The following is a 20,624-nucleotide window of genomic DNA, read 5'->3' as shown; positions in this document are numbered from 1 at the left end:
AGATTATAAGCATTTCTCAGAGGTTGCTCAGAATCTCACTTTCCTCCATCGTCCTCTCGCAGTAGTGGCAGCGCACTTTCAGAGGTTCCCTTGAGACGACGTAGAACTTCGAAGTAACGTATTCGTGGTTGCTGACGCAGTTGGGATTGGCGCAGCGGAGGATTCCGCTTATCTCCTCAGGAATTTCGACCTTGAACTTCTCAGCCACCTTGTAGTCCCTCACTATGTTTACGGTGGCCGTTGGGGCTATCAGAGCTATCTTGTTGACCTCCTCCTCGCTCAGGAAGCGGCCTTCAACCTTGACGATGTCCTTCTTGCCGAGTTTTTTGCTGTGGACGTTTGAGGCAAGGAGCAAAACTCCCCCGTTAGGCATGTTTAGGCGGAGTATCTCGATGACCTTGAGGCCCTTTCCGGCCGGAATATGGTCTATAACGGTTCCTTCCTTAATCGCGGTAACCTTGAGCTCGGCCATTCACAGCACCCCCAGGACTTCAGCCCTTGCCTTCGCAAGCGCTGGCGGAAGTTCGGGGGTCTCCACTACGGGCTCCCCCTCAAACGCATCCCCACTCCATATGTTCTGAGGGGGATGCTTGGTTAACGAGGCCATTCATAACACCCCCAACGTTAATCCGAGCAAAGCCATCCTCACCGGAACGCCCGAGAAGACCTGGCGGAAGTAGAGCGCGTAGGGAGTCTTGTCCACCTCTGGGTGAATCTCGTCCACCCTCGGGAGCGGGTGCATGACCTTCAGGCCTTCCTTGGCGTTCTTGAGAAGGGAGCAGTTCACCTGGTAGCTTCCCTTGACCTTGAGGTACTCCTGCTCGTCTGGGAAGCGCTCCTTCTGAATCCTTGTTACGTAGAGCAAATCGAGCTCTCCGATGGTTCCCTCCAAATCGGTCGTCTCGTGAACCCTTACACCCCTCTCTTTGAGCTCCTCGACGATGTGCTTGGGCATCCTCAGAAGCTCCGGCGAGATGAGGTAGAGCTCCACATCGTAGAATGCTAAAGCTTCAGCCAGGCTGTGGACGGTTCTCCCGTACTTCAAGTCTCCGAGGAGGCCTATTTTGAGGCCGTCGATTTTTCCGAAGGTGCGCTTTATAGTGTAAAGGTCGAGGAGCGTTTGAGTGGGATGCTGGTTGCTTCCATCCCCGGCGTTTATGACGGGAATATCCGCCACTTCGGCCGCTAATCGTGCGGCTCCTTCCATTGGATGCCTTATCACTATGACGTCGCTGTACTGCTCAACGGTTTTTATTGTGTCAGCTAAGCTTTCTCCCTTCTTCACTGAAGTACTCGATGCAGAGGAGAAGCCTATGACCGAGCCTCCGAGGCGGTGCATGGCGCTCTCAAAGCTCAGTCTCGTTCTGGTCGAGGGCTCGAAGAAGAGGGTGGCCAAAATTTTGCCCCTCGCGTACTCCAGCGAGCCCTTCTCGTTGAGCTCTTCCTCGAGCCTCTCGGCAACCTTCAAAACAAACTCGATGTCCTCCTTGGAGAAGTCCCTAACGCTTATCACGTCGCGTCCTTTCCATTCCATAAGTGCCCTTCCAATGTAAAAATCGATGGGTTTTTAAACATTTTTTTGACATAAACTTGTTGACAGTAACGCTTTAAACCCCAGTTCGAATCTTCAATAACTAGGTTTTAGGGTGATGCTATGAGGACGCCGAGCCTCTACGTTGCCGAGGAGCTCATGCCTTTCATCAGGGCCAAGATAGCTGAGAACCTTTATAAGAGTGGCATGAAGCAGGCCCAGATAGCTGGGTATCTCGGCATAACCCAGGCTATGGTGAGCAAGTATCTTGCAGGGAAATACAAGGTTCCCCCAAAGGAGGTCGCCGATGAGCTCGAAAAGCTCGCCTCCGAAGTGTCGAAGCTAATCCTCTTCGGTGGAACTAAAGAGGACGCCATAGTTTTGACCTCCCGCAGGCTCTTCGAACTCTTCCAGAGCGGTTTTCTGTGCAGGTTTTATTCAGAATACGCCGGGATAAGTGAGAAAGCTTGCAGGTCGCTGTTTTCAGCTCAACCCACGAGGGGTGAGATACTGGAGAGACTTAACTTGGCCCTTAACGAGCTTCTCAGAAACGAGGCTTTCCCCTCGCTTATTCCAGAGGTCAGGAGCAACTTCGCGTATTCCCTTCCAAACCCTGGAGGCTCTGAGGACGTCGCGGCCATTCCGGGGAGAATCACGGCAGTTAAGGGGAAGGCCTTCGCTTTGCCACCCGAGTTCGGCGCGAGCAGCTTCACCGCTGGCATACTCGTGGAACTTGGAAAGGTTCGGCCAGAGGTCAGGAGCGTCCTGAACATACGTTATGGTAGTGACATTGAATTAGCCCTGGAAAGGGCGGGTTTCAACGTTGCGAGGGTTAAGACCGGGGGGCTGGGGGAAGACGAGGCCGTCAAGATAATCGCAGATGCATTCAGGGATGGAACCCACGATGCCGTGGTGGACGAGGGTGGCTTTGGAGTTGAGCCTGTGGTTTATCTCTTTGGGAGGGATCCCTTCGAGGTCGTGGAGAAGCTCAAGAGGCTGGTGAATGGCCTTTGAGGCGGAAGCTACTCGTCCTTTATATCCTTCTGCTTTTCATTCTCAATCTCTCCCCTAGAACACCCTCTGCCCCCGTTGCCCACGGTGATAAGGTGGTCCATTTCTTGGAGTTCGTCATTTTGGGTTTCCTCGGATGGTCTGCTTTCCTTTACCTCCTCCCCCTGCCTTTCCTTCTCGAGTTTCTCCAGCTATTCGTCCCGGGCAGGACTTTCTCGCCCTACGACATGGCCGCAAATCTAATAGGATTTGGCTTTGGAGTTCTCCTTGGGTGGTGGTATGAAGGTCGTCACGAAGGAGCTTCACTTCCCAACGAAGGGCGAGATTGACCTCGTGGACATAACTCATGAGGTCGAGAGAATTGTCGAGGAGTCGGGAATAAAGAACGGCCAGGTCCTCGTCTTCGTTCCCGGCGCTACTGGGGCGATAGTTACGATAGAGCACGAGTCAGGTCTCTTGGAGGACTTCAAGAGGGCCCTGAGAGAGCTCATACCCAAAGGCAAGGGCTACCTTCACGACAGAATCGACGACAACGCCCACTCCCATATAAGGGCCACGCTCCTCGGGGCGAGCGAGTGCTTTCCTGTGGTTGATGGAAAGCTCGTCCGGGGGATATGGCAGCAGATATTTTTCGTCGAGCTGGACGTGAGGCCGAGGAGGAGAAGGGTGATAGTTCAGGTCTTGGGTGAGTGATTTATACAGGCTGGGAACTCCCGCTTTTCAACCATTTATGAATCTTAAGAAGAACCGTTTTCACAATTTATAAAGGGGGTAATAACCCGCCCAAGTTCATTGACTCCGCCTTCGGCGGTGCTCCCCGGGCAGGGATAGTTAGGCGTCATGCCTAAAAGGTTTTGGGTTAATATACCTTGAGCTCATCGGGCGTTTCCTCTTCTGGTGGCCTCTCGTACTTGCCGCTCGCTTTGACGACGAAGTAATAGATTATCGCGCCGATCCAGCCGAGGAACAGCGCCACAAGAACCCAGACCACCTTCTCGATGTCAGGCATCGCCTTCTGGTTGACGAAGACGTCGTAGATAACCCATATCGTAGCCGCCAGTGCTATCAGAGCCAATATCCAGAAGAATCCTGCAAAGAAAATCATCTCCTCCATATCATCACCGGAGCTTATACGACCTTAATAAATAAAAAAGTTCCGGAAATGAATTGAGAAGCTCACTTCTTGAGCTTCTCGCACTTCTCGACGAACTCCTTGAGGATGTCCTTGAGCTTCGGCTCGCCGATCTCCTCGAGCTCGTACCTGACGCGGACGGCCGGCTTGTTGAGCTTCATGACGCGCCTGAGGTCGATCGGGGTTCCTATGACGACCACATCGGCATCGGCCCTGTTGATGGTCTCCTCGAGCTCCTTGATCTGCTTCTTGCCGTAGCCCATGGCCGGGAGGATGACGTCGAGGTGCGGGTATTTCTTGTAGGTCTCGATGATTGAGCCGACGGCGTAGGGCCTCGGGTCGATTATTTCCTTAGCTCCGTACTTCTTGGCGGCGATGTAACCGGCACCGTACTTCATGCCGCCGTGGGTGAGGGTCGGACCGTCCTCGACGACGAGAACGCGCTTGCCCTTGATGAGCTCGGGCTTGTCGACGTAGAGCGGTGAGGCGCCGTCGATGACGATGGCGTTCGGGTTAACCTTCTCGATGCTCTCCCTGACCTTCTGGATGTCATCCCTGTTGGCGGTGTCTATCTTGTTGATGATTATGACATCAGCAGCCCTGAAGTTGGTCTCACCTGGGTGGTACTTGAGCTCGTGGCCAGGCCTGTGCGGGTCGGTAACGACTATCCAGAGGTCCGGCTCGTAGAACGGGAAGTCGTTGTTTCCGCCGTCCCAGAGGATTATGTCGGCCTCCTTCTCGGCCTCGCGGAGGATCTTCTCATAGTCAACTCCGGCGTAAACGATCATGCCCCTGTCGATGTAGGGCTCGTACTCTTCCCTCTCCTCGATGGTGCACTCGTGCTTGTCGAGGTCCTCGTAGCTGGCGAAGCGCTGGACGATCTGCTTCCTAAGGTCGCCGTAGGGCATCGGGTGTCTTATGGCGACGACCTTGTAGCCCATCTCCTGGAGGAGCTGAGCAACCTTTCTCGAGGTCTGGCTCTTTCCACAGCCAGTTCTGACGGCGGTAACCGCTATAACCGGCTTGCTGGACTTGAGCATGGTGCTCTTTGGACCGAGGAGCCAGAAGTCAGCGCCAGCGGAGTGAGCGCGAGAGGCGAGGTGCATAACGTGCTCGTGGGAGACGTCTGAGTAGGCGAAGACAACGATATCAATGTTGTGCTCCTTGATTATCTTCTCAAGGTCGTCCTCACTCCATATCGGTATTCCGTTCGGGTAGAGCTCGCCGGCAAGCTCGGGTGGGTAGAGTCTGCCCTCTATGTCGGGAATCTGGGTTGCGGTGAAGGCAACGACCTCGTACTCGGGGTTGTCCCTGAAGAAGACGTTGAAGTTGTGGAAGTCCCTTCCGGCGGCACCGAGAATGAGTACCCTCTTTCTTTTCTTTTCGGCCATGTTGACCACCTCAAAAGTTTTTAATTTGGCACTAATGTCTTGTTTTTGGCATTTATAACAGTTTTTGTTTAATGATGCAAGCTCCTTGCGGTTATTATTCGAGCGGGGCGTTAGTGCACTGAAAAACTTTCAAGCTCCGCTGGATAATCCCCGTTTCAGTTTACCTGCAGCTTTAATAAACATACATTCCAACCTGTTAGGGTGCCTTATGAAGCCAGTTGAGGTTAGAACTCACACCACCCTCCACGTGGTCAAGAGTGCGTCGTTAAGGTTCTCGGCGAGGGCGCTAAGTGGACGGCGAGCGTTCACGCCCTCTACCGCTTCCTCTTAGGCGAAGACCCGGGGAATATCGGAGACTCCGTCGGGGGAAGCAGGGAGAACTGGAGGAAATGGTTCATGTCTAGGTTTTGAGACACTCGTCGAGCTTTTCGAGCGGGCACTCTCTAACGTCCCGGATGTCAAGCTGGCCGAGGGTCTTAAGCCCCGCCCCGCTAAGTATTGAGACCACTTTTGCCCCTTCCTCGATTCTTCTGCTTTCCCTGAGTTTCCTCAGCGCGGCTATCCCAGTGGCACTCGCGGGCTGGACGAAGAGGCCTTCTCTTGCAAGCTCTGCTTGGGCTTTCATGATTTCCTCGTCGCTCACCGTAACGCAAAGGCCGCCCATTTCACGGAGGAGCTTCAAGACAGCGTTCCCGCTCGGTGGGTGGGGGTTCTCTATGGCGTGGGCTATCGTTTTTGGACTTTCAAAGCGCTCGATCCTTTCCTTCCCCTCCTCGAAGGCCCTGCATATCGGCGAGCAGCCTTCAGCCTGAACGGCAACGAGTGTGGGGATTCTATCTATCAGCCCGCTCGCGAAGAGCTCGGTGAAGCCTTTGGCAACTCCCCTGAAAAGGCCGCCGGAAGAAGTGGGTATGAGAACGTAGTCGGGCGTGATCTCTTCAGCTATCTCGAAGCTTATTCCCTTGTAGCCCTCCACCCTGAAGGGGTTGTCCGAGTTCATGAAATAGACGCCGAGCCTCTCTCCGAGCTTCAGGCTCTCGAAGTAGAGCCTCCCGTAGTCGCCTTTTACCCTTATCACGTCAGCTCCGTAAACAGAAACGGCCTTCAGCTTCTCCTTGCTGGCCTTCTCTGAGACGAGGATTTTGGCCTTCAAGCCGGCCCTGGCAGCATAGGCAGCAACGCTCGCGGCCATGTTCCCGGTTGAGACGGTTCCAACAGCCTTATAACCTTCCCTGACAGCGTGGCTTATGGCCAAAAACGTCCCCCTGTCCTTGAAGCTCCAGGTCGGATTGACGGTCTCGTTCTTGAGGTATAACCTAATCCCCAGCTCTTTCCCGAGCTTTGACTTTACAAGGGGCGTATCCCCTTCGCCGAGGCTCAGCTCGGGATCCGGTTCGACCGGCCAGAAGTCGTAAAAGCGCTCCCACACGGTCTTTCCTATGTAGGGTTCCCCATGAAAGAGCTCAAACTCTACCGGCTCGCCGCACTCACACCTCTGCACGGGCTTATCGTACTCCCTGCCGCAGATTGTACACCTGAGCTTCAACGACCTTCCCTCCTTTCCGCTATCAGAAGAACCGAGTTTCCGTCTATCCTTATCGTGTAGTTCGCGTAGGTGTTATACTTGGCCATCTTCTCGAGCGCCTCCCCGAAAGCCATGGCACTCGCGTTGTTTGAGAAAACGACCTCCCACTGGAGAGTGTAGCCGCTCGCGTTCTGGGTCAGGAGCAGTCTATCACCGCGCCACGCGGACGAGATGTTCCACGCGGTCTCGTTGTCATAGCCGTGGCTCCTCAGGAGGATGTAAACGTAGAACTCTCCCATCCTGTCGTCGCGGAGAACGCGCGAGTTTTCTGGGGCGCTCAGGCTCACGTTAACGGGTGTCACGTTCTCGAGGTATAGCTCGGGATGCATAACCTGCTGGGTTGAAACTGGGGGATTCCTGTAGGCCTCGTTCACCAGCTTCCAGCCGCCCTTCTCATAGAGGTACCTCACGAAGCGGTCTCCAAAGACGTAGGAGAAGATGTTGAGGTCTGTGAGAGGGTCGCCGCTTAGCGAGCGTATCTTGTAGATGGGAATGCCCCTCCGCTCGCAGTAGATGTCGGCTACGAGGTCGGCGTCGCCCTCCACGAGGGCCCTTATCGCGAGTGTTCCGTCGAGCGTGTATGCACCGTACTTCGCGTCGAACCACTGCTTTTGGAGGACGTGAATTGACTCGTGGGCTATTGTTCTTTCGGCCACGTCGAGGTTCGACAGGAAGTTCTCCTGGATGACGTATATCTTATCCCCTACCGTTGCCGCTATCCAGTTGGTGGAGCGCTCGGTTTCCTCCTTGACGTACTGGTAGTCTGGTTGTAGGAGAAGGGTCATCTTGTAGGTCAGCTCCTCTACTCTCATCCTCTCCACGTCTGTCTTGGACGGCTTCCACATCGCGAGGGCCTCACTCTTCGTGATTACGATTATCTGGGGCTTTTCTTTGAAGGTCAGGTTCCTTATCTCCTGAACCTGGGTGAGAATCTCGCTTACCTGCTCGAGAACAACGTTGGGAGTAACTGTAACCTTCTCGGCCGCGTAAAAGGCGGGAATGAGAAGCAGCACGAGGGCCAGGGCGATTAACCTTTGGGTTCTCTCCTGCATGAGACTGACTTGGGAAGGAAGTTAAAAAGGGATTTGGTTCAATCCTTGAACTCGACGAACTCCTCCTCCATGCCGTCCTTCGTGATAACGACGACCTGGACCTTCTTGCTTCCGGTGTAGACGTCCCTCTTTCCTGCCGTCCTGATGGCCCTCACTGCGAGTTCCTTGGCCTCTTCGATGCTCATGTCTTCCTTATAACCGTCCTCAAGAACGGCTATCGCGAATGGACTGCCAGAGCCTGTCGCGGTGTAGTTGTCGAATATCAAGCCGCCGAGTGGATCCAGGTTCGCCAGCTCTGGCTCATTGACGTAGCCGCCGATGACGATCTGGACAAGATATGGGAACCACTTGTTCTCGTTCAGTATGTTGCTGAGCAGGTTGGCCATGGCCTTGGTGCTCATCGGCCTGCCCCAGGTGAACTGGTAATAGCGAGCCTCCGCCTCGAGCATTCTCGCTAAAGCCTGCACGTCTCCAACGCTTCCGGCGGTTGTGATGGCTATCCTATCGGTGATTGGGACTATCTTCCTGATATTGAGGGTTTCAACCATGTGGTCGAGGGAAGCCTGAGTATCGGCCGCTAGGACGACACCGTCCTTGACCTTTATTCCCACGGTGGTAGTTCCAGTCTTCTTCGTTTCCATTCTCTCACCCCTGAGACTGATTCTCACGGCAGGTTTTAAACCTTTGCTAGAGGCTTGCGAGCAGGAGCCTCTCTCCGTCAACCTCAACTATCTTTGCGTTGATTCCATAGACCTCCTCAATAACGGCCGGACTCAGCTCATCTGGCGCTCCGTCCCAGCGTTTCCTGCCCTCGTGGAGAAGTATGAGCCTTTCGGCGTAGCGGAGTGCCAGGTTTAAGTCGTGGAGAACCGTTATGACTATCCTCTCCTCCCTCAGCTCACGGAGGAGCTCCATTATCCTGAGCGCGTGGTTAATGTCGAGGTGTGAAGTCGGCTCGTCAAGGAGAATAACCTCGCTCCCCTGGGCGAGGGCCCTCGCTATCAGAGCCAGCTGGTACTCGCCGCCGCTTAAGTTCGTTATCTGCTCCTTCCGTTTCTCCCAGAGACCCACCCTCTTGAGGGCGCTCCTCATGTCCCCGCGCGTGGCGTAGGTTCCGAGCTCGACGAACTCCTCTATTGTGAAGGCGAACTCAGGGTAGGAGCTCTGGGGGACGTAGGTTATCAGCTTCGCCCTCTCCTTTGGCTTCAGCGAGAGCAGGTCGGTCCCGTTGAGCTTCACGTAGCCTGTTGGCCTCAAGATTCCCACCATCGACTTGAGAAGTGTGCTCTTTCCGGCGCCGTTCGGTCCGATTATCGCCAGAAGCTCACCCTTCTCTGTGGTGAACTCGACGTTCTTGAGGACCTCCTTCCCGCTGTAGGAGAAGGAGAGCTTAACCTCAAGGATCATGAGTACAGCTCCCCCCTCTTGTGCTTCGTCAGGAGGTAGAGGAAGAAGGGAGCGCCCATGAGGGCCGTTATGATTCCGACGGGCAATTCAGTCGGCCTAGCAACGGTTCTAGCGAGCAAATCCGCCACCACAAGGAGAACGCCACCGAAGAGGGCTGAAGCGGGAGTGAGCTCTTTGTGGTTCGGACCGAGAAGGAGGCGCATTATGTGCGGACTGACAAGACCAACGAATCCGATTATTCCCGCGGTTGAGACAGCGAAGGCCGTGAGGAGCGCTATTACTCCAATAAAGAGCTTCCGATAGAGGTTCACGTCGAGGCCTAGGGCTATACTCTCCTCACCGAAGAGGAGCAGGTTCAGCTCGCGCCATTTCAGGATGAGAAACCCGACTCCGAAGAGTGCGACGACGAACATCTCCCCGACATCCTTCCAGCCCGTGCCGTTGAACGTCCCCATGAGCCACATCCAGGTGACGTGGGCCTTTTCTCCCTGGCTTATGACGAGGTACCACGTGATAGCGCTGGCGAGGAAGCCGTAGGCTATCCCTGCCAGGAGGAGGGTATCAATGGGGACGTGACCATTGACGCGGGAAACGGAGTAAACGACAAAAACAGAGAGAAGCGCGAAGGCGAGGGCGAATGTGCCCATATGGGTGGGCGCGTATATGGCAGCAAGCGCCGCCCCTATGCCCGCTCCAGCGCTCACTCCAATTATGTATGGGTCAGCCAGGGGGTTCTTGAAGAGGGCCTGGGAGGCAACTCCAGCGGATGCCAGACCTATCCCTACGAGGTAAGCCAGGAGAACGCGAGGGAGGCGGAGCTCCCAGATGATGATGAAGTACTTTGGCTTTTCCCCGAGCTCTATCGAGGGGAAAAAACGCGCTAGGATTGATTTTATCCCATAGGCCACGCTCTCCGTGACGTCGGAGGGGGAGATGCTAACTGATCCGATGTAAATGCCGAGGAATCCGGCGATAAGGGAGAGGGCTATCAGCCCCGGAAGCCACTTCCTCATGAGCCTGGATTATTTGTCCACTCGTTTAAAGCTTTCGGGTTAGGTATAAATAGATTGGAAGCGATAATTATATCATGGTGAGACCTATGATTAGAACATCCCTAGCAGTTCTCGTGTTGGTGCTGCTTCTTGGTTCGTTTTTGCCGTATGCATCACCGCTAATAATAGTCACACACCCGCATCCTCCCTTGATAATCGTGGGGAACGTTCCGGAGGGCTTCGTCATAGAACCCTCCGAGACATACACCGTCTACTTCTACATCGCCGAGGACTTTGGCATCAAGAACATCACGGCATACTACAGGATCAACGGGGGTGGATGGAAACCCGCCTATGTAAAGACAGCAGCAGCCGGAGAGAACTGGACGATTTATCAGTCCATAATAGACCGTTTCTACGGTGAGAGCCAGAACTTCTATGTCTTCTACCGCAAGTTCAACCTTCCGGCTGGCGCACCGGGCACTAAGATTGAGTTCAAGATAGAGGTCACCGACGTTGAGGGCCACGTATCCGTCAGCCCTGTCTATGCCTACTACGTAGTCAATCCCTTCGGGCCAAAGATTCTCATCGTTGATCCATCCGTCGAGACCATGGCTTTCGAGCGCTCTCTATCCTCGCTCATTGAGCAGTTCAACAGCTCCCGCGAGTTCTACCACTACAACCTCTCCGACTACGAGGCCATAGCCGAGCCGCTGACAAAAATAAGCCCTTGGATGCTGAGCGAGCACCACTGGGAGATGCTCTCTGAGGATTACAACATCCGGATCGTCTCTCCCGGGGAGCTCATTGAAGCCCTCGGCGAGTTCAAGCCCGAGGTGATAATCCTCTCCAACCTATGGCTTCCCGAGTGGGGCCTCTCAGCTGACGAGATGGTTGCTCTCGAGGGCTACCTCAAAGCCAACCACGCGGGCCTTATAGTTACCCACGGAAGCCTCCTCGATGCCTCGAACCCCCAGCACATCGGAAGCCTCGAGAGCTGGGAAGAGCCGAGCCTTGCAAAGATGGTTGGCCTTGAGCTTCTTCCCATAGCGGAGAGCGCCAGGAAGGTCTTTAACCTGACTGATGTTCCAGCTGTAATTCCCTACATCAGTACGGGCTATTTCCTCGTCCTTTCGAGGGACGGCCCGTTCGCTGGAGGCAAGCTCGAGACCAACGTCTATTCTGCCGCCGGCTGGCAGTACGTCCTCCCATCCCTCCAGTTCGGAGTAGCGAAGAGGAGCGTGATGCGCTTTGCCAATGAGAACGGCTTGAGGATGCGCGAGATGGGACAGAGCATGGCCAACCTGACCGGGCTGACGTTCAACTTCTCCTTCGCGGCTTCTATGCCCCTAGCCGAAATCCTCACCGGGATGAGCCTCTCGGACGACGGCATTTCCCTGGGCTTTGGGGACTCGTCCGTCAATCTGACTCTTGAGAGGCCGGTCTTGGAGCGCATAAGGCTCCTCCACGCGGTGAGGAAGTACCTGCCAGCGCTCCTTGCCTACACCGAGGATTACAGCGGCGGTATACTGGTGAGAGAGGGCGAATACAGGGCCGTCTACACTTCCCTCGAGCTTGAAGCTGGAGGAGATGCAGAATTCTCCGTCCTCAAGGAGCTTATCAACTGGACGATGGACTACCAGCCGCTTCTGACCCCTGAGGTCGTCGTGCTCGCCAACGATATAGACTGGGACATAAGAGGGGACCTGCTCGCTTCCCAGCTTGAGACCCTTGGCCTCTCTGTGAAGCGCGTCACCGCCAACGAGTTCGAGGCCTACAAAGAAAGCCCGATAGTTGTAATCCTCGGCGGCCCGGAGGCCTACGACGGCGTTGGTTCCTACGTGCAGCAGGCTCTAAGCTTGGAGGAGCAGAATGCGATAATCGACGGCGAGGCCGGGATGTTCATCAAGACCGACGTCTGGGTCGAGGGACAGGTCGTCATCGTCTTGGCCGGGCAGGACAGGTGGGGAACGAGTAGAAAAATAAAAGCCTACCTGGAGGGTCTGGACCCGGCTTACGCTGAGCTGCTCGCGGAGTTCAGCGCGGCGGTTTCCTGACGCCTTTTTTCTGCTTTTACTCCAGCGGACTTCTTCCGTATTTGAGAAAGACCCTAAGCTCCGGTGATTCCCTCTTGATTATGTTCAGCAGGGCAGCAAGCTCAGCCTCGAAGGCCCTCTTCTCGATCTTCACTCCCTCGTGCGCCCTCTGGAGGGGTCTGAAGTAGCCGTTGCTCTCGTGCCAGAGGATTCTGCTCAGGAGCTCGTCGTTTATCTCGCGGTTGCTCTGGAGGAGGTATATAACGCCGCCCTTCATGGTTCTGATGTAGGCCATTGCCACGCCGTTTTCGATATAGCTCTCCACCTTTGGGAAGTACTTCTGCAGAACCTTCGGCATGCGGTGGCTTATTGGATTCCCTCCCTGGGTTATTATGTAGTAGCCAGCAATCTCTTCCCCGAACCTTTTCCGTAGATAGGCATCAAGATACGGAACGTCGACGATATCTATGCCGAGCTTCCCGGTTATCTTTCTGTTGTAGAAGCTCTTGGCGATGTAAACAAGGTTCCTTTGAAGGAGCTTCTCGAGGGAGTAGAGGTACTCGAGGTAGCCTAGGACGACGTGGACGGCGTTGCGGGCATCTTCGAGGGTTAGCTCCTTCTCCTCACCGTACTCGCTCAGGAGTTCCCTCATAATCTCGTCTGCGCTCTTCTTGCCCTCCAGATAAGCTTCTAACGTACCCTTGGAGATGCTGACCTTCCGGGGAAGAGTTCCCGCGAAGTCTCTGACTGGATAGCCCTCCATCGCTTTGTAGAACTCCTCAAACTCGGAGAGCTTTTCGTCGGCCAGGATAACTCCGCCGTTTACCTTTTCTCCACTCCCCAACCTCTCTATAAGTATAGAGTAATGTTCGTCGAGCATTCCCAAAAAGCGCTCCACGAGCTTTTCCAGACCTTCTTCGCCGAGGGCGTTCCTTATCGTCGTTATTCCCTTGACGCTCTCCGGATAAACCGGCGGCCTCGTGAGCGAGCCGGTCAGCGTTCCGTCCATCATAATGTAGTCAACCTTCCCAAGCTCCCCTGCCAAATAGCCGAGCTTGTTCTCAAGCGTTTCCATCTGAAGGCGGATAATCTGATCTGAAATTCCCTGGTTGTAGAGCATCGCGTTGGTATAAACGAGCCTGTAGGCAGGACCATTGCCAAAGGCATAGGATGAGACGGCGTAGAATATAGTCCCGCTGAGCCTTTGCTTTCCCTGGCTCCCATCAACGGCGTAAACCCTACTTCTGACCTTCTCTTTGGGAAGCTCACGCCACTCTATATCTTTTAGCTTGTTCTGTGCCTCCGCGTAGCCCCTCTGGAGCATCGCCTTGATCCTGTCCACGCTGGCCCTGTCTATCAGCCTGTAGCTCATCCTCACACCCCCAGCTCTACTTCCCTTGCCACGGAAACGCCGTTCTCAAGGCTTACCCGTATCACCCTGTCGGCGGCATCTTTCAGCTCCTCGTCGTGCGAGACCACGATCACCTGCGGAATCTTCCTCAGGTAGCGCTGCATTATGTCGACCAGCCTTCTGCGTCTCTCGTCGTCGAGGTAGGGGGTAGGTTCATCGAGAATAAGGAGGGAAATCTCTCCTGCGAGGTAGAGAGACAACGCCAGGCGGAAGGCCAGGCCTAGGGCAATCCTTTCGCCGCCGCTGAGAAAACCGAGGCCGTATTCCTTTCCGTCGTAGATGACACCGAGCTTGACCTTATTTTCCTCGGCCTTTACCGTTACGCCCGAGTACTTCTCCTCTGTCAGCTCCTCGAATATCTCACTCGCCAGCTCTCCAACCTTGGACAGGGCGTCCTCCTTCAGCATCGCCTTGTAATGCCTCACTTTCTCCCTGAGGTTCTGCACCCGCTCTTTAGCTTTCTTCAGCCTTTCTAGCTCCCTGGCCTTTTCCTCCCGTCTTTTCTTCTCTTCCTTGAGCTTCTTCAGGTTCTCCATGGTCTCGTTTCGTTTGTTCTCCAGTGCTTCGAGCTGGGCCCTCTTTTCTGCGAGCCTTTCCCTCAGCTTTGTGAAGTCTTCCCTTAGCCTGGTATGCTCCTCGGCGCTGTAGAGCTTTTCTTTCTCCTCGAGTTTATTTTTGGCATCTTTCAATGCCTGTGCCTCTTCCCCGAGTGTTTTCTTAGTCATCTCAAGCTCCCTAAGACTTCTCTCGAGCCTTTCCCTTTCCCTCGTCAGTTCACTTGCGGCAGATTTCAGCTCGAAATATCTCCTGTAGGCGGGCTCGAGCTCTTTGATCCTGCCGTCGAGCTTCTCTAGGCTTGAAAAGCCAAGTGTCCCGAGTTCTTCCTCGAGGTTCCTGAGTCTGTCTTCTACCTCCTCCAGCTTCTTTTCAAGGATCCCCCTCTTCTTTTCGAGGGCCCTTGCCTTTGCCAGCTCTTCCCTGAGCCCCTTGAGCTCGCCTTCAATTCTGTCCAGCTCGCTCTTCAGCTTCTCGTATTCTTCCGCCCCTTTCTCAAGCTTTTCGAGGTCGTATTCTTTGATCCTCTCCTCAAGCTCCTTAATCTGCTCCAAGAGCTCTTTCTGGGAGAAGAGCTCGCGCTCCCTCTTGAGGATGCCCTCAATCTCGACCAGCTCACGCCTGAGCTTCCGTTCCTCCTCGTCGAGGGCCTTGAGCTCCTTCGAGAACTCCCTAAGCTCGAGGGTGTATTTTTCCATAAGCTCCTTCCTGTGCTCCTCTGTTAATTCCCTCCCGCAGACAGGGCACTTTCCGCGGGCCCTTTTAAGCTCCAGAATGGCATTATTGCGCTCCTTGACTTGGCTCTTTATCTCGCCTCTCCTCGAGCTTATCCCCTCGAGCTCCTTCGCTATCCCCTCCTTTCTCGCTCTGGCACGCTCTATCTCTTCGGCGAGCTTTTCAATCTCCTCTGGCTTTAGCTTGAGCCTCTTTCTCAGCCTTTCAAGGTTGGTCGTTAGGCTTTTGACCTCTTCATAGGCTTTGGCACTCTTTTCAAGGCTCTTGAGTTTCTCTTCGAGATTCCCCCTCTTCTCTTCGAGCTCTTTGAGCTTCTCCTTAAGAGCCCCAAGCTCTTTCAGGCGCTCGTCTATGCCCGAAATCTGGGCCTTATAGCTCTCCGCCAGCTTCTCGCTCTTGGCTTTCTCCTCGGCGTATCTCCTCCTGAAGTCCACAAGTCTGAGGTATTCCTCTGCCTTCTCCTTCAGCCCTTCGAGTTCCTTGACCTTCTCTTCGAGTTCCTTAACGCGCTCTTCGCTCTCCTTTATCCTTCTCTCCAGCTCCCGGAGCTTCGCTTCGAGGGCTTTTACGTTTCCTTCCTTTCTTCTGACTTCCAGCCTGAAGGAGTTGATTTCCTCTGCAAGGGCGTCGAGCTCCTTAAGTTTCTTTTCAACCTTCTCGAGCTCTTTGTTCAGCTTTGGAATCTCCGGCGAGAGCTCATTTATGGCATTAAGGGTTTCGGCTAGCTCCTTCTCCATACCTCTAATTAGCTCGTCTATGTTCTCGGTGCTCTTGAGGTAGCCCTCTATGGATCTTATCCGCCCTTCTATTTCCTTTCTGACCTCGAGGAGGTTTTTGTATGCGTTCTCGTACTTGTCAAGGCCGAGCACTTGCCTCACAACTTTATCACGGCTCTCGTCGCTCTCCAGGATGGCGTCTATCTCACCCTGGCGAATGTAAATAGCGTTGACGAAGACATCGTAGGGGATGGCCTTCTCCATCCATTCCCTGACCTGCTTCTGACCGCTCTCAAGGGGCTTCCAGGAGCTTCCGTCGTGGTACTTGACGAAGGCTATGCCCCTGGTGATGTTGCGGTGCACCTGATACCTAACCCCGTCCTTCTCGAAGAAGACGGTTATCTCCGTTCCAGTTCCGCCTATCCGGAGGAGGTCGTCCTTCTTGAGGTCCTTGGGCTTGGCGGGCCAGTAGAGGCCCACCAGCAGGGCATCGAGTAGCGAGCTTTTTCCGGAGCCGTTCTGGCCCACGATGAGGTTTATCCCGCTCGTGAAGGTCACCTTTGTAATCTTGTGCGAGCGGAAGTCCTTGATTAGAATCTTCTCAACCTTCATTTTTCACCACCGAGCCACACGAGAAGGTCGGCCCCTTTCTTTGGCTTTTTGACGGGTTTATCCTTCTTTTCGACTTTCTTTGGCGGTGCGTCTTGTCCCTCTTCCACCTTTCTATCAACTTTCCCGGTTCTTTCCTCGGCTTTTTCCTCCCTGCTATCTTTTGGCTTCTCAACTGCCCTTTCCTTTGGCCTCTCCTCCCAGCCCTCACCGAGGAAAAGCTCAACAACGGCATCAACCGCTTCGAACTTCTTCTCTCTAGTTAGCTCTATCGCCTTAAGCTCCACTGGAAGGAAGTATTCCTCTGGCTTCGGGAGCTCTCCAGGCTTTCCAGCCCTGAGCTTCCTCTCGAAGCGCGTCCTGATGTAGACGTAGCGAACCTTCAGGAGCTCGTGGAACGCCGAGACATCGAAGGGTCTTTCCCACTTTAGGTCAAGTCTCACGAAGGCCTCGCCCGGTATCTTGGCGCCCAGCCTCTTGATTTCCCTCTTGGCAGTTTCCTCATCCGCCTCTATCTTGATGTCTATAAAGGGCCTTACCTCCAGGGGGATGAACCTCGGCTCGAAGTCCTCGACGATGTAGAACCCCTTCTCGCTTCCGGCCTTTGCCCTGAATGCCCTTCCGTCCCAGCGGTATCTTATCTCGTAGTCGCCGAAGTCCCAGCGCTGGAGTGAGCCCGGATAAACGAGCTTTCCAATGTCATAATTCGTTTCGAAGTTCTTGTGGATGTGGCCGAGGGCGTAGTAGATGTAGCCCTTCGGTAAGTCCTCCATCTTCAGCTCGAAGTAGTCGCGCTGGCTCTCCGGGATTAAACCCACCATCCTCTCGATGAGCTCTTTGATGCCCTGGTGGAGCATGAGGATTGCATCTCCCTTTGGCTTGAATATGTCGCTCAGCTTATTCCTTTCGAGCCAGGCCGCGCTCATGTACTTTATCCCGTGGATTTCAATGCTCTGATGGCCTTTATCAAAGATGCCCTTGACGAGGAACTTATTTCCAAGGCGCTCGCTGGTTAGGTATTCATTCTCGACCTTCTCCTCGCGCAGGCCGACGAGATGGAGCAGACCAAGGCTTTCGAGAAGGTGGTAAGCGGAGATCCTCCTCTGGGTTCTGTCGTGGTTGCCCTCTATCGCGAAGACTGGGATACTCATTTCCCTTGGCAGGTTCAGGATTTCTATGGCCTCCTTTATCGTCTCCGGACTGGGTCTGCTCTGGTGGAAAAGATCGCCAGCGATGAGTATGAAATCCACCCTCTCTTCAACGGCCTTTTCTATTGCCTCCCTGAAGGAGCTGGTGAACTCCTCGGCCCTGTAAGGAAGGCGGTACTGCTCAAAGCCCAGGTGCGCGTCCGCTATGTGGGCGAACTTCATTCCCATCCCTCAGAAGTCTATCTCAATCTCCTCTTCTTCGTACAGCTTTTCTTTCTCCCTCTCGAGCCTCTCACGCTCTGCCCTTTCTTTCCAGCGGCTTACGACGCCTATGTCTTCCCCACCATAGTCACCGCCGAGGGCCTTGAAGTTGTGTATCTTGACGAGCGCCGGGAGGCTTATGGCTTGGCCTACTATAACGGCCTCACCCTTGCCGAGGGAAGCTATATCTCCGAGCAAATCGGAACTCAGCTGCTCGCTCGCCCTCAGGACGTAGTCCTGATCCTTGGGATTGACGATGCGGAGGATTATCTTTGTGTTGGTCTGGCTGAGGACATCCTCGTTGAGCTTGTTGGGTCTCTGGCTTACTATCCCAAGGCCCACCCCGAACTTCCTGCCCTCTCTCGCTATTCTGCTCAGTATCCTCACCGCGTCGTTGTGTTCACCATGAGGCGCGAAGATATGCGCTTCCTCCACTATGATGAGTATGGGCTCAGCCAAAGCCGGGCTCTTGTTCTCTATCGCCCTCATCGTGCTCTCGAACTTCTTAATTTCCTCCGCCGTCTTTGAGTTGGGGTTCTCTTTCAGGTCTTCTCTCAGGCGGAGGATGTTCTTTCTGGCCTGTTCGTAGTCGACCCTTGCTTCGAATATCTTCTCGAGGAGTTTACCAACTACGACCTTCATCTGGCCCTCGTCCAGCGGGCCGAGGTCAATCACGTTGGCCTTTCCTGGCTCTATCTGGGCTATCAAATCCTCACTCGTTAGTAGAGAGCCGTAGTTTCTCAGGAAGCGCCTTATCCTGTAAACGACGCCCCTTAGCGTTTCGATCCTCTCGCTCTTGAGTTCCTCGGTTATGTAGCTCTCCTTCCCCTCGTCCCAGAAATAAGCAGCGCGGTTCATTATCCACTCGGTTATCGTGCTCATAAGGGCCTCTATTAGCTCCCTTCCGCCGAGAGTTGGGTTTTCGTGCTTGACGGTCTCCCAGGCTTTAGCTAAAAACTCCCTCTGTATTGTCGCGTTGCTCGCTATCTCGATTAGGTCAGCCAGCTCCTCGCTGTCCATCTCCTCGGGCATTATTTTGGCTTCTATTAGCTTGACGTATTTCCTGCCCGTTTCAGGAAGCCTTAGCTTTACGTAGTCGCCGTGGGGGTCAAGAACCACGACCGTTCCGCGGAGCCTGTTGGTTATCTCCCCTATGAGAACCGCCACAGTGTTTGATTTGCCCGCACCAGTAACCGCTAAAACCGCGAAGTGCCTCGAGACGAGCTCGTCGGCGTTGAGGTATATGGGAACGTCCTCGCGCAGGAGAAGGTTCCCGACCTCGATGAACCCAGGGCCGCCGTAGTAGATTGCCTTAAGGAGCTCGGAGCTGGCCCTGTAGACGGTGTTGCCGTTCGGTATCGGCACGCGGTTGGGGACTATCTCCGCCCGCTCACCGTTTATGATGACCCTTCCAAGCACGCGGACGTTCACTATCAGAGCCTCGTTCTCGCCTATGCTCTCACCGTACTCCCTTATGTCCAGCTGGAGGGAGTGGTAGGTGCTCTTCCCTTCGCTGAGGAGCCAGTTTATGTTCTTCAGTCCCCTTATCGTTCCAATGACCCACTCAACATCATCGCTCCAGCGGCAGTTTCTTTCCTTCGCTTCTTTACAGAGCTTGGCAACGACGAAGTCTCCGAACTTCAAATCGGCATCGGGCTGAGCATAAAACTGGAATGAGCTGACGGTCGCTTCACCGGTCACTATTCCAACGGCCTCTTCTTTAATCCGCATAACACCACCTGTCGAGTATGTTGGTTTTTCCGGGCTATAAGTTTTACTCAACGGGATAGTGGAAGTGAGGAGAATGGCGGCAATCAGCCAGGAATCCGGTCATCATCCCTGGGTCAGGTTCGAGAGTGCTCATCACGCCGGGGTGGCCACCCGCTTAGAGTTCCCTCAAGCCTTAAAAGCTTTGACTCGTAGATTCTAACATGAGCGTCTCCACAATGGAGCTGGGCGGTAGGATCCCCCTATCAATGGTGGTCATAAGGCCCGCCAAGCTCTTCGACATGCCCGACATAGTGAGGATAGAGCGGGTCTCCTTCCGTGAGCAGTACCCGAGGGGTGTCTTTTTAGTATTCCTCGAGAACAACCCCGACACCTTTCTCGTCGCGGAGTACCACGGAAAGGTTATAGGTTACGTGATGGCCTATCTCAGGCCCGATTTGGAGGGCCACATAATGAGCATAGCGGTTGACCCAGCGTATAGGGGCAACGGCATAGGTTCCGCCCTTCTGAGCGAGGCGATAGAAAGGCTAATAAAGAAGGGCGCGCGCTACATAGGGCTTGAAGTCCGCGTGAGCAACGAAAAGGCGATAAAGCTCTACGAGCGCTTCGGCTTCAGGAGGATTAAGAGGATAATAGGCTACTACGCCGACGGTGAGGATGCCTACTACATGCTCATGCCGGCCGACGAGTGGGGTGGGAGGAATTGAAGGAGCCGATAGAGTTCAAGCTCAGCGGTGACAGGGTCTTCAGCGAGAGGGAGAAGGCGATAAACCAGTTCTACAACAAGCGCTACTTTGGAGAGGTAGTCAATGGAAAGCTCTTCCTGTCTCTCATCGAGGCGGCCTACCTGATGGAGAGGGGCAAGATAAAGGTTCTCGACGGCGAGCGCGAGCTTTCGCTAAGCGAGCTCTTCGAGCTCGGAAGGAAGAAGGACGACCAGTTCGACATCAAATACCTCGTCTACAAGGACTTGCGCGACAGGGGCTATATCGTCAAGTCGGCCCTTAAGTTCGGCTCCCACTTCAGGGTTTACAGGCGCGGAATGGACGAGCACTCCCAGTGGCTCATCTGGGTCGTCCCGGAGAACCTCCGCTTCAGTCCAAACGATATAACCGCCCGCGTCAGGGTGGCCCACGGTGTCAGGAAGAATATGGTCATGGCGGTCGTTGATGAGGACAACGACGTTGTGTACTATAAGATTGAGTGGGTGAAGTTCTGAATGGACGTTTACTTCATAATTGGCATTTCTGATAATCTGGGCCATCACGGGATGCCGTGGTTTATCGTTAGGCTGTTAGCCGAGAGGTTATCTTCCCTGAGAAAG

At 54.4% G+C, this 20,624-nt stretch carries 20 protein-coding genes; 6 read left to right on the top strand and 14 right to left on the bottom strand.

Going from position 1 to position 20,624, the window contains the following annotated elements:
- Positions 1–16 precede the first annotated feature (16 nt).
- The 3 genes from pyrI to pyrB are packed head-to-tail and all read right to left on the bottom strand — an operon-like array spanning position 17 to position 1,534.
- Entirely contained in the window at positions 17–472 is a 456-nt protein-coding gene (gene pyrI / locus E3E23_RS05350; protein ID WP_167907003.1) for an aspartate carbamoyltransferase regulatory subunit, read from the bottom strand.
- The gene (locus E3E23_RS10070; RefSeq protein WP_256366232.1) at positions 473–607 is read right to left on the bottom strand and encodes a hypothetical protein; all 135 of its coding nucleotides are present in this window, start codon (positions 605–607) and stop codon (positions 473–475) included.
- The gene (gene pyrB, locus E3E23_RS05345; protein ID WP_167907001.1) at positions 608–1,534 is read right to left on the bottom strand and encodes an aspartate carbamoyltransferase; all 927 of its coding nucleotides are present in this window, start codon (positions 1,532–1,534) and stop codon (positions 608–610) included.
- Between the two features lie 120 nt (positions 1,535–1,654).
- On the opposite strand from pyrB, the gene E3E23_RS05340 reads away from it, so the two are divergent.
- From E3E23_RS05340 to E3E23_RS05330, 3 genes are all read left to right on the top strand, one after another.
- The gene (locus E3E23_RS05340) at positions 1,655–2,545 is read left to right on the top strand and encodes a thiamine-phosphate synthase family protein (protein ID WP_167906999.1); all 891 of its coding nucleotides are present in this window, start codon (positions 1,655–1,657) and stop codon (positions 2,543–2,545) included.
- Positions 2,546–2,637: 92 nt separating this feature from the next.
- Positions 2,638–2,871 (top strand): VanZ family protein, encoded by a 234-nt coding sequence (locus tag E3E23_RS10065; RefSeq protein WP_371807522.1) that lies wholly within the window; start codon positions 2,638–2,640, stop codon positions 2,869–2,871.
- Positions 2,822–3,235, top strand: coding sequence for a secondary thiamine-phosphate synthase enzyme YjbQ (locus tag E3E23_RS05330; RefSeq protein ID WP_167906995.1), 414 nt, complete (start codon positions 2,822–2,824; stop codon positions 3,233–3,235). Before E3E23_RS10065 ends, E3E23_RS05330 begins: the two co-directional genes overlap by 50 nt.
- 166 nt (positions 3,236–3,401) lie before the next feature.
- On the opposite strand, the gene E3E23_RS05325 is transcribed toward E3E23_RS05330, so the two are convergent.
- The 7 genes from E3E23_RS05325 to E3E23_RS05295 all read right to left on the bottom strand — a co-directional run bounded on the left by E3E23_RS05325 (position 3,402) and on the right by E3E23_RS05295 (position 10,122).
- A complete protein-coding gene (locus E3E23_RS05325; RefSeq protein ID WP_167906993.1) occupies positions 3,402–3,656 on the bottom strand; it encodes a PLDc N-terminal domain-containing protein in 255 nt (84 codons plus the stop codon).
- Between the two features lie 62 nt (positions 3,657–3,718).
- Positions 3,719–5,065, bottom strand: a complete 1,347-nt coding sequence (locus E3E23_RS05320; RefSeq protein WP_167906992.1) for a cyclic 2,3-diphosphoglycerate synthase — start codon at positions 5,063–5,065, stop codon at positions 3,719–3,721.
- A gap of 400 nt (positions 5,066–5,465) precedes the next feature.
- Entirely contained in the window at positions 5,466–6,611 is a 1,146-nt protein-coding gene (gene thrC / locus E3E23_RS05315) for a threonine synthase (RefSeq protein ID WP_167906991.1), read from the bottom strand.
- On the bottom strand, positions 6,608–7,702 hold the full coding sequence (locus E3E23_RS05310) for a hypothetical protein (protein WP_167906990.1): 1,095 nt from the start codon (positions 7,700–7,702) through the stop codon (positions 6,608–6,610). The genes thrC and E3E23_RS05310 overlap by 4 nt, the downstream gene beginning before the upstream one ends.
- A gap of 38 nt (positions 7,703–7,740) precedes the next feature.
- A complete protein-coding gene (psmB, locus tag E3E23_RS05305) occupies positions 7,741–8,343 on the bottom strand; it encodes an archaeal proteasome endopeptidase complex subunit beta (protein WP_167906989.1) in 603 nt (200 codons plus the stop codon).
- Positions 8,344–8,389: 46 nt separating this feature from the next.
- Positions 8,390–9,109 carry an ABC transporter ATP-binding protein gene (locus E3E23_RS05300; protein WP_167906987.1) on the bottom strand — a complete coding sequence of 240 codons (720 nt, stop codon included), beginning with the start codon at positions 9,107–9,109 and terminating at the stop codon, positions 8,390–8,392.
- Positions 9,106–10,122 (bottom strand): iron ABC transporter permease, encoded by a 1,017-nt coding sequence (locus E3E23_RS05295; RefSeq protein ID WP_167906985.1) that lies wholly within the window; start codon positions 10,120–10,122, stop codon positions 9,106–9,108. Before E3E23_RS05295 ends, E3E23_RS05300 begins: the two co-directional genes overlap by 4 nt.
- Before the next feature lie 86 nt (positions 10,123–10,208).
- Between E3E23_RS05295 and E3E23_RS05290 the strand changes: the two genes are divergently transcribed.
- Entirely contained in the window at positions 10,209–12,158 is a 1,950-nt protein-coding gene (locus tag E3E23_RS05290; RefSeq protein ID WP_240920747.1) for a hypothetical protein, read from the top strand.
- A gap of 16 nt (positions 12,159–12,174) precedes the next feature.
- Here the strand turns inward: E3E23_RS05290 and nurA are convergent, their stop codons facing one another.
- From nurA to herA, 4 genes are read right to left on the bottom strand one after another with little or no spacing between them, the layout of a single operon-like run.
- Entirely contained in the window at positions 12,175–13,509 is a 1,335-nt protein-coding gene (gene nurA / locus E3E23_RS05285) for a DNA double-strand break repair nuclease NurA (RefSeq protein WP_167906983.1), read from the bottom strand.
- Between the two features lie 2 nt (positions 13,510–13,511).
- On the bottom strand, positions 13,512–16,166 hold the full coding sequence (gene rad50, locus E3E23_RS05280) for a DNA double-strand break repair ATPase Rad50 (protein WP_167906981.1): 2,655 nt from the start codon (positions 16,164–16,166) through the stop codon (positions 13,512–13,514).
- Positions 16,163–17,533 carry a DNA double-strand break repair protein Mre11 gene (gene mre11, locus E3E23_RS05275; RefSeq protein ID WP_206205641.1) on the bottom strand — a complete coding sequence of 457 codons (1,371 nt, stop codon included), beginning with the start codon at positions 17,531–17,533 and terminating at the stop codon, positions 16,163–16,165. The genes rad50 and mre11 overlap by 4 nt, the downstream gene beginning before the upstream one ends.
- Positions 17,534–17,542: 9 nt before the next feature.
- Positions 17,543–19,303 (bottom strand): DNA double-strand break repair helicase HerA, encoded by a 1,761-nt coding sequence (herA, locus tag E3E23_RS05270; RefSeq protein WP_167906979.1) that lies wholly within the window; start codon positions 19,301–19,303, stop codon positions 17,543–17,545.
- A gap of 200 nt (positions 19,304–19,503) precedes the next feature.
- Here herA and rimI point away from each other — a divergent pair, with 200 nt between their 5' ends.
- Positions 19,504–20,007 (top strand): ribosomal protein S18-alanine N-acetyltransferase, encoded by a 504-nt coding sequence (gene rimI / locus E3E23_RS05265; protein ID WP_167906977.1) that lies wholly within the window; start codon positions 19,504–19,506, stop codon positions 20,005–20,007.
- On the top strand, positions 20,004–20,519 hold the full coding sequence (gene endA / locus E3E23_RS05260) for a tRNA-intron lyase (RefSeq protein WP_167906976.1): 516 nt from the start codon (positions 20,004–20,006) through the stop codon (positions 20,517–20,519). The genes rimI and endA overlap by 4 nt, the downstream gene beginning before the upstream one ends.
- The last annotated feature ends 105 nt before the right edge of the window (positions 20,520–20,624 follow it).

Origin of the sequence: Thermococcus sp. CX2 (genome assembly GCF_012027555.1) — an archaeon.
GTDB lineage: Archaea > Methanobacteriota_B > Thermococci > Thermococcales > Thermococcaceae > Thermococcus.
The sequence above is the reverse complement of the archived record's forward strand: the minus strand, read 5'-3'. Positions and strand labels throughout refer to the sequence as shown.

Bases quoted from the DNA above. Each gene is read 5' to 3' on its own strand.
- E3E23_RS05295 (WP_167906985.1), bottom strand. From the start codon at position 10,122: ATGAGGAAGTGGCTTCCGGGGCTGATAGCCCTCTCCCTTATCGCCGGA.
- herA (WP_167906979.1), bottom strand. From the start codon at position 19,303: ATGCGGATTAAAGAAGAGGCCGTTGGAATAGTGACCGGTGAAGCGACC.
- E3E23_RS05325 (WP_167906993.1), bottom strand. From the start codon at position 3,656: ATGGAGGAGATGATTTTCTTTGCAGGATTCTTCTGGATATTGGCTCTG.
- nurA (WP_167906983.1), bottom strand. From the start codon at position 13,509: ATGAGCTACAGGCTGATAGACAGGGCCAGCGTGGACAGGATCAAGGCG.
- E3E23_RS05310 (WP_167906990.1), bottom strand. From the start codon at position 7,702: ATGCAGGAGAGAACCCAAAGGTTAATCGCCCTGGCCCTCGTGCTGCTT.
- E3E23_RS05300 (WP_167906987.1), bottom strand. From the start codon at position 9,109: ATGATCCTTGAGGTTAAGCTCTCCTTCTCCTACAGCGGGAAGGAGGTC.
- E3E23_RS05330 (WP_167906995.1), top strand. From the start codon at position 2,822: ATGAAGGTCGTCACGAAGGAGCTTCACTTCCCAACGAAGGGCGAGATT.
- E3E23_RS05290 (WP_240920747.1), top strand. From the start codon at position 10,209: ATGATTAGAACATCCCTAGCAGTTCTCGTGTTGGTGCTGCTTCTTGGT.
- pyrI (WP_167907003.1), bottom strand. From the start codon at position 472: ATGGCCGAGCTCAAGGTTACCGCGATTAAGGAAGGAACCGTTATAGAC.
- psmB (WP_167906989.1), bottom strand. From the start codon at position 8,343: ATGGAAACGAAGAAGACTGGAACTACCACCGTGGGAATAAAGGTCAAG.
- mre11 (WP_206205641.1), bottom strand. From the start codon at position 17,533: ATGAAGTTCGCCCACATAGCGGACGCGCACCTGGGCTTTGAGCAGTAC.
- E3E23_RS10070 (WP_256366232.1), bottom strand. From the start codon at position 607: ATGGCCTCGTTAACCAAGCATCCCCCTCAGAACATATGGAGTGGGGAT.
- pyrB (WP_167907001.1), bottom strand. From the start codon at position 1,534: ATGGAATGGAAAGGACGCGACGTGATAAGCGTTAGGGACTTCTCCAAG.
- rad50 (WP_167906981.1), bottom strand. From the start codon at position 16,166: ATGAAGGTTGAGAAGATTCTAATCAAGGACTTCCGCTCGCACAAGATT.
- E3E23_RS05340 (WP_167906999.1), top strand. From the start codon at position 1,655: ATGAGGACGCCGAGCCTCTACGTTGCCGAGGAGCTCATGCCTTTCATC.
- rimI (WP_167906977.1), top strand. From the start codon at position 19,504: ATGAGCGTCTCCACAATGGAGCTGGGCGGTAGGATCCCCCTATCAATG.
- E3E23_RS05320 (WP_167906992.1), bottom strand. From the start codon at position 5,065: ATGGCCGAAAAGAAAAGAAAGAGGGTACTCATTCTCGGTGCCGCCGGA.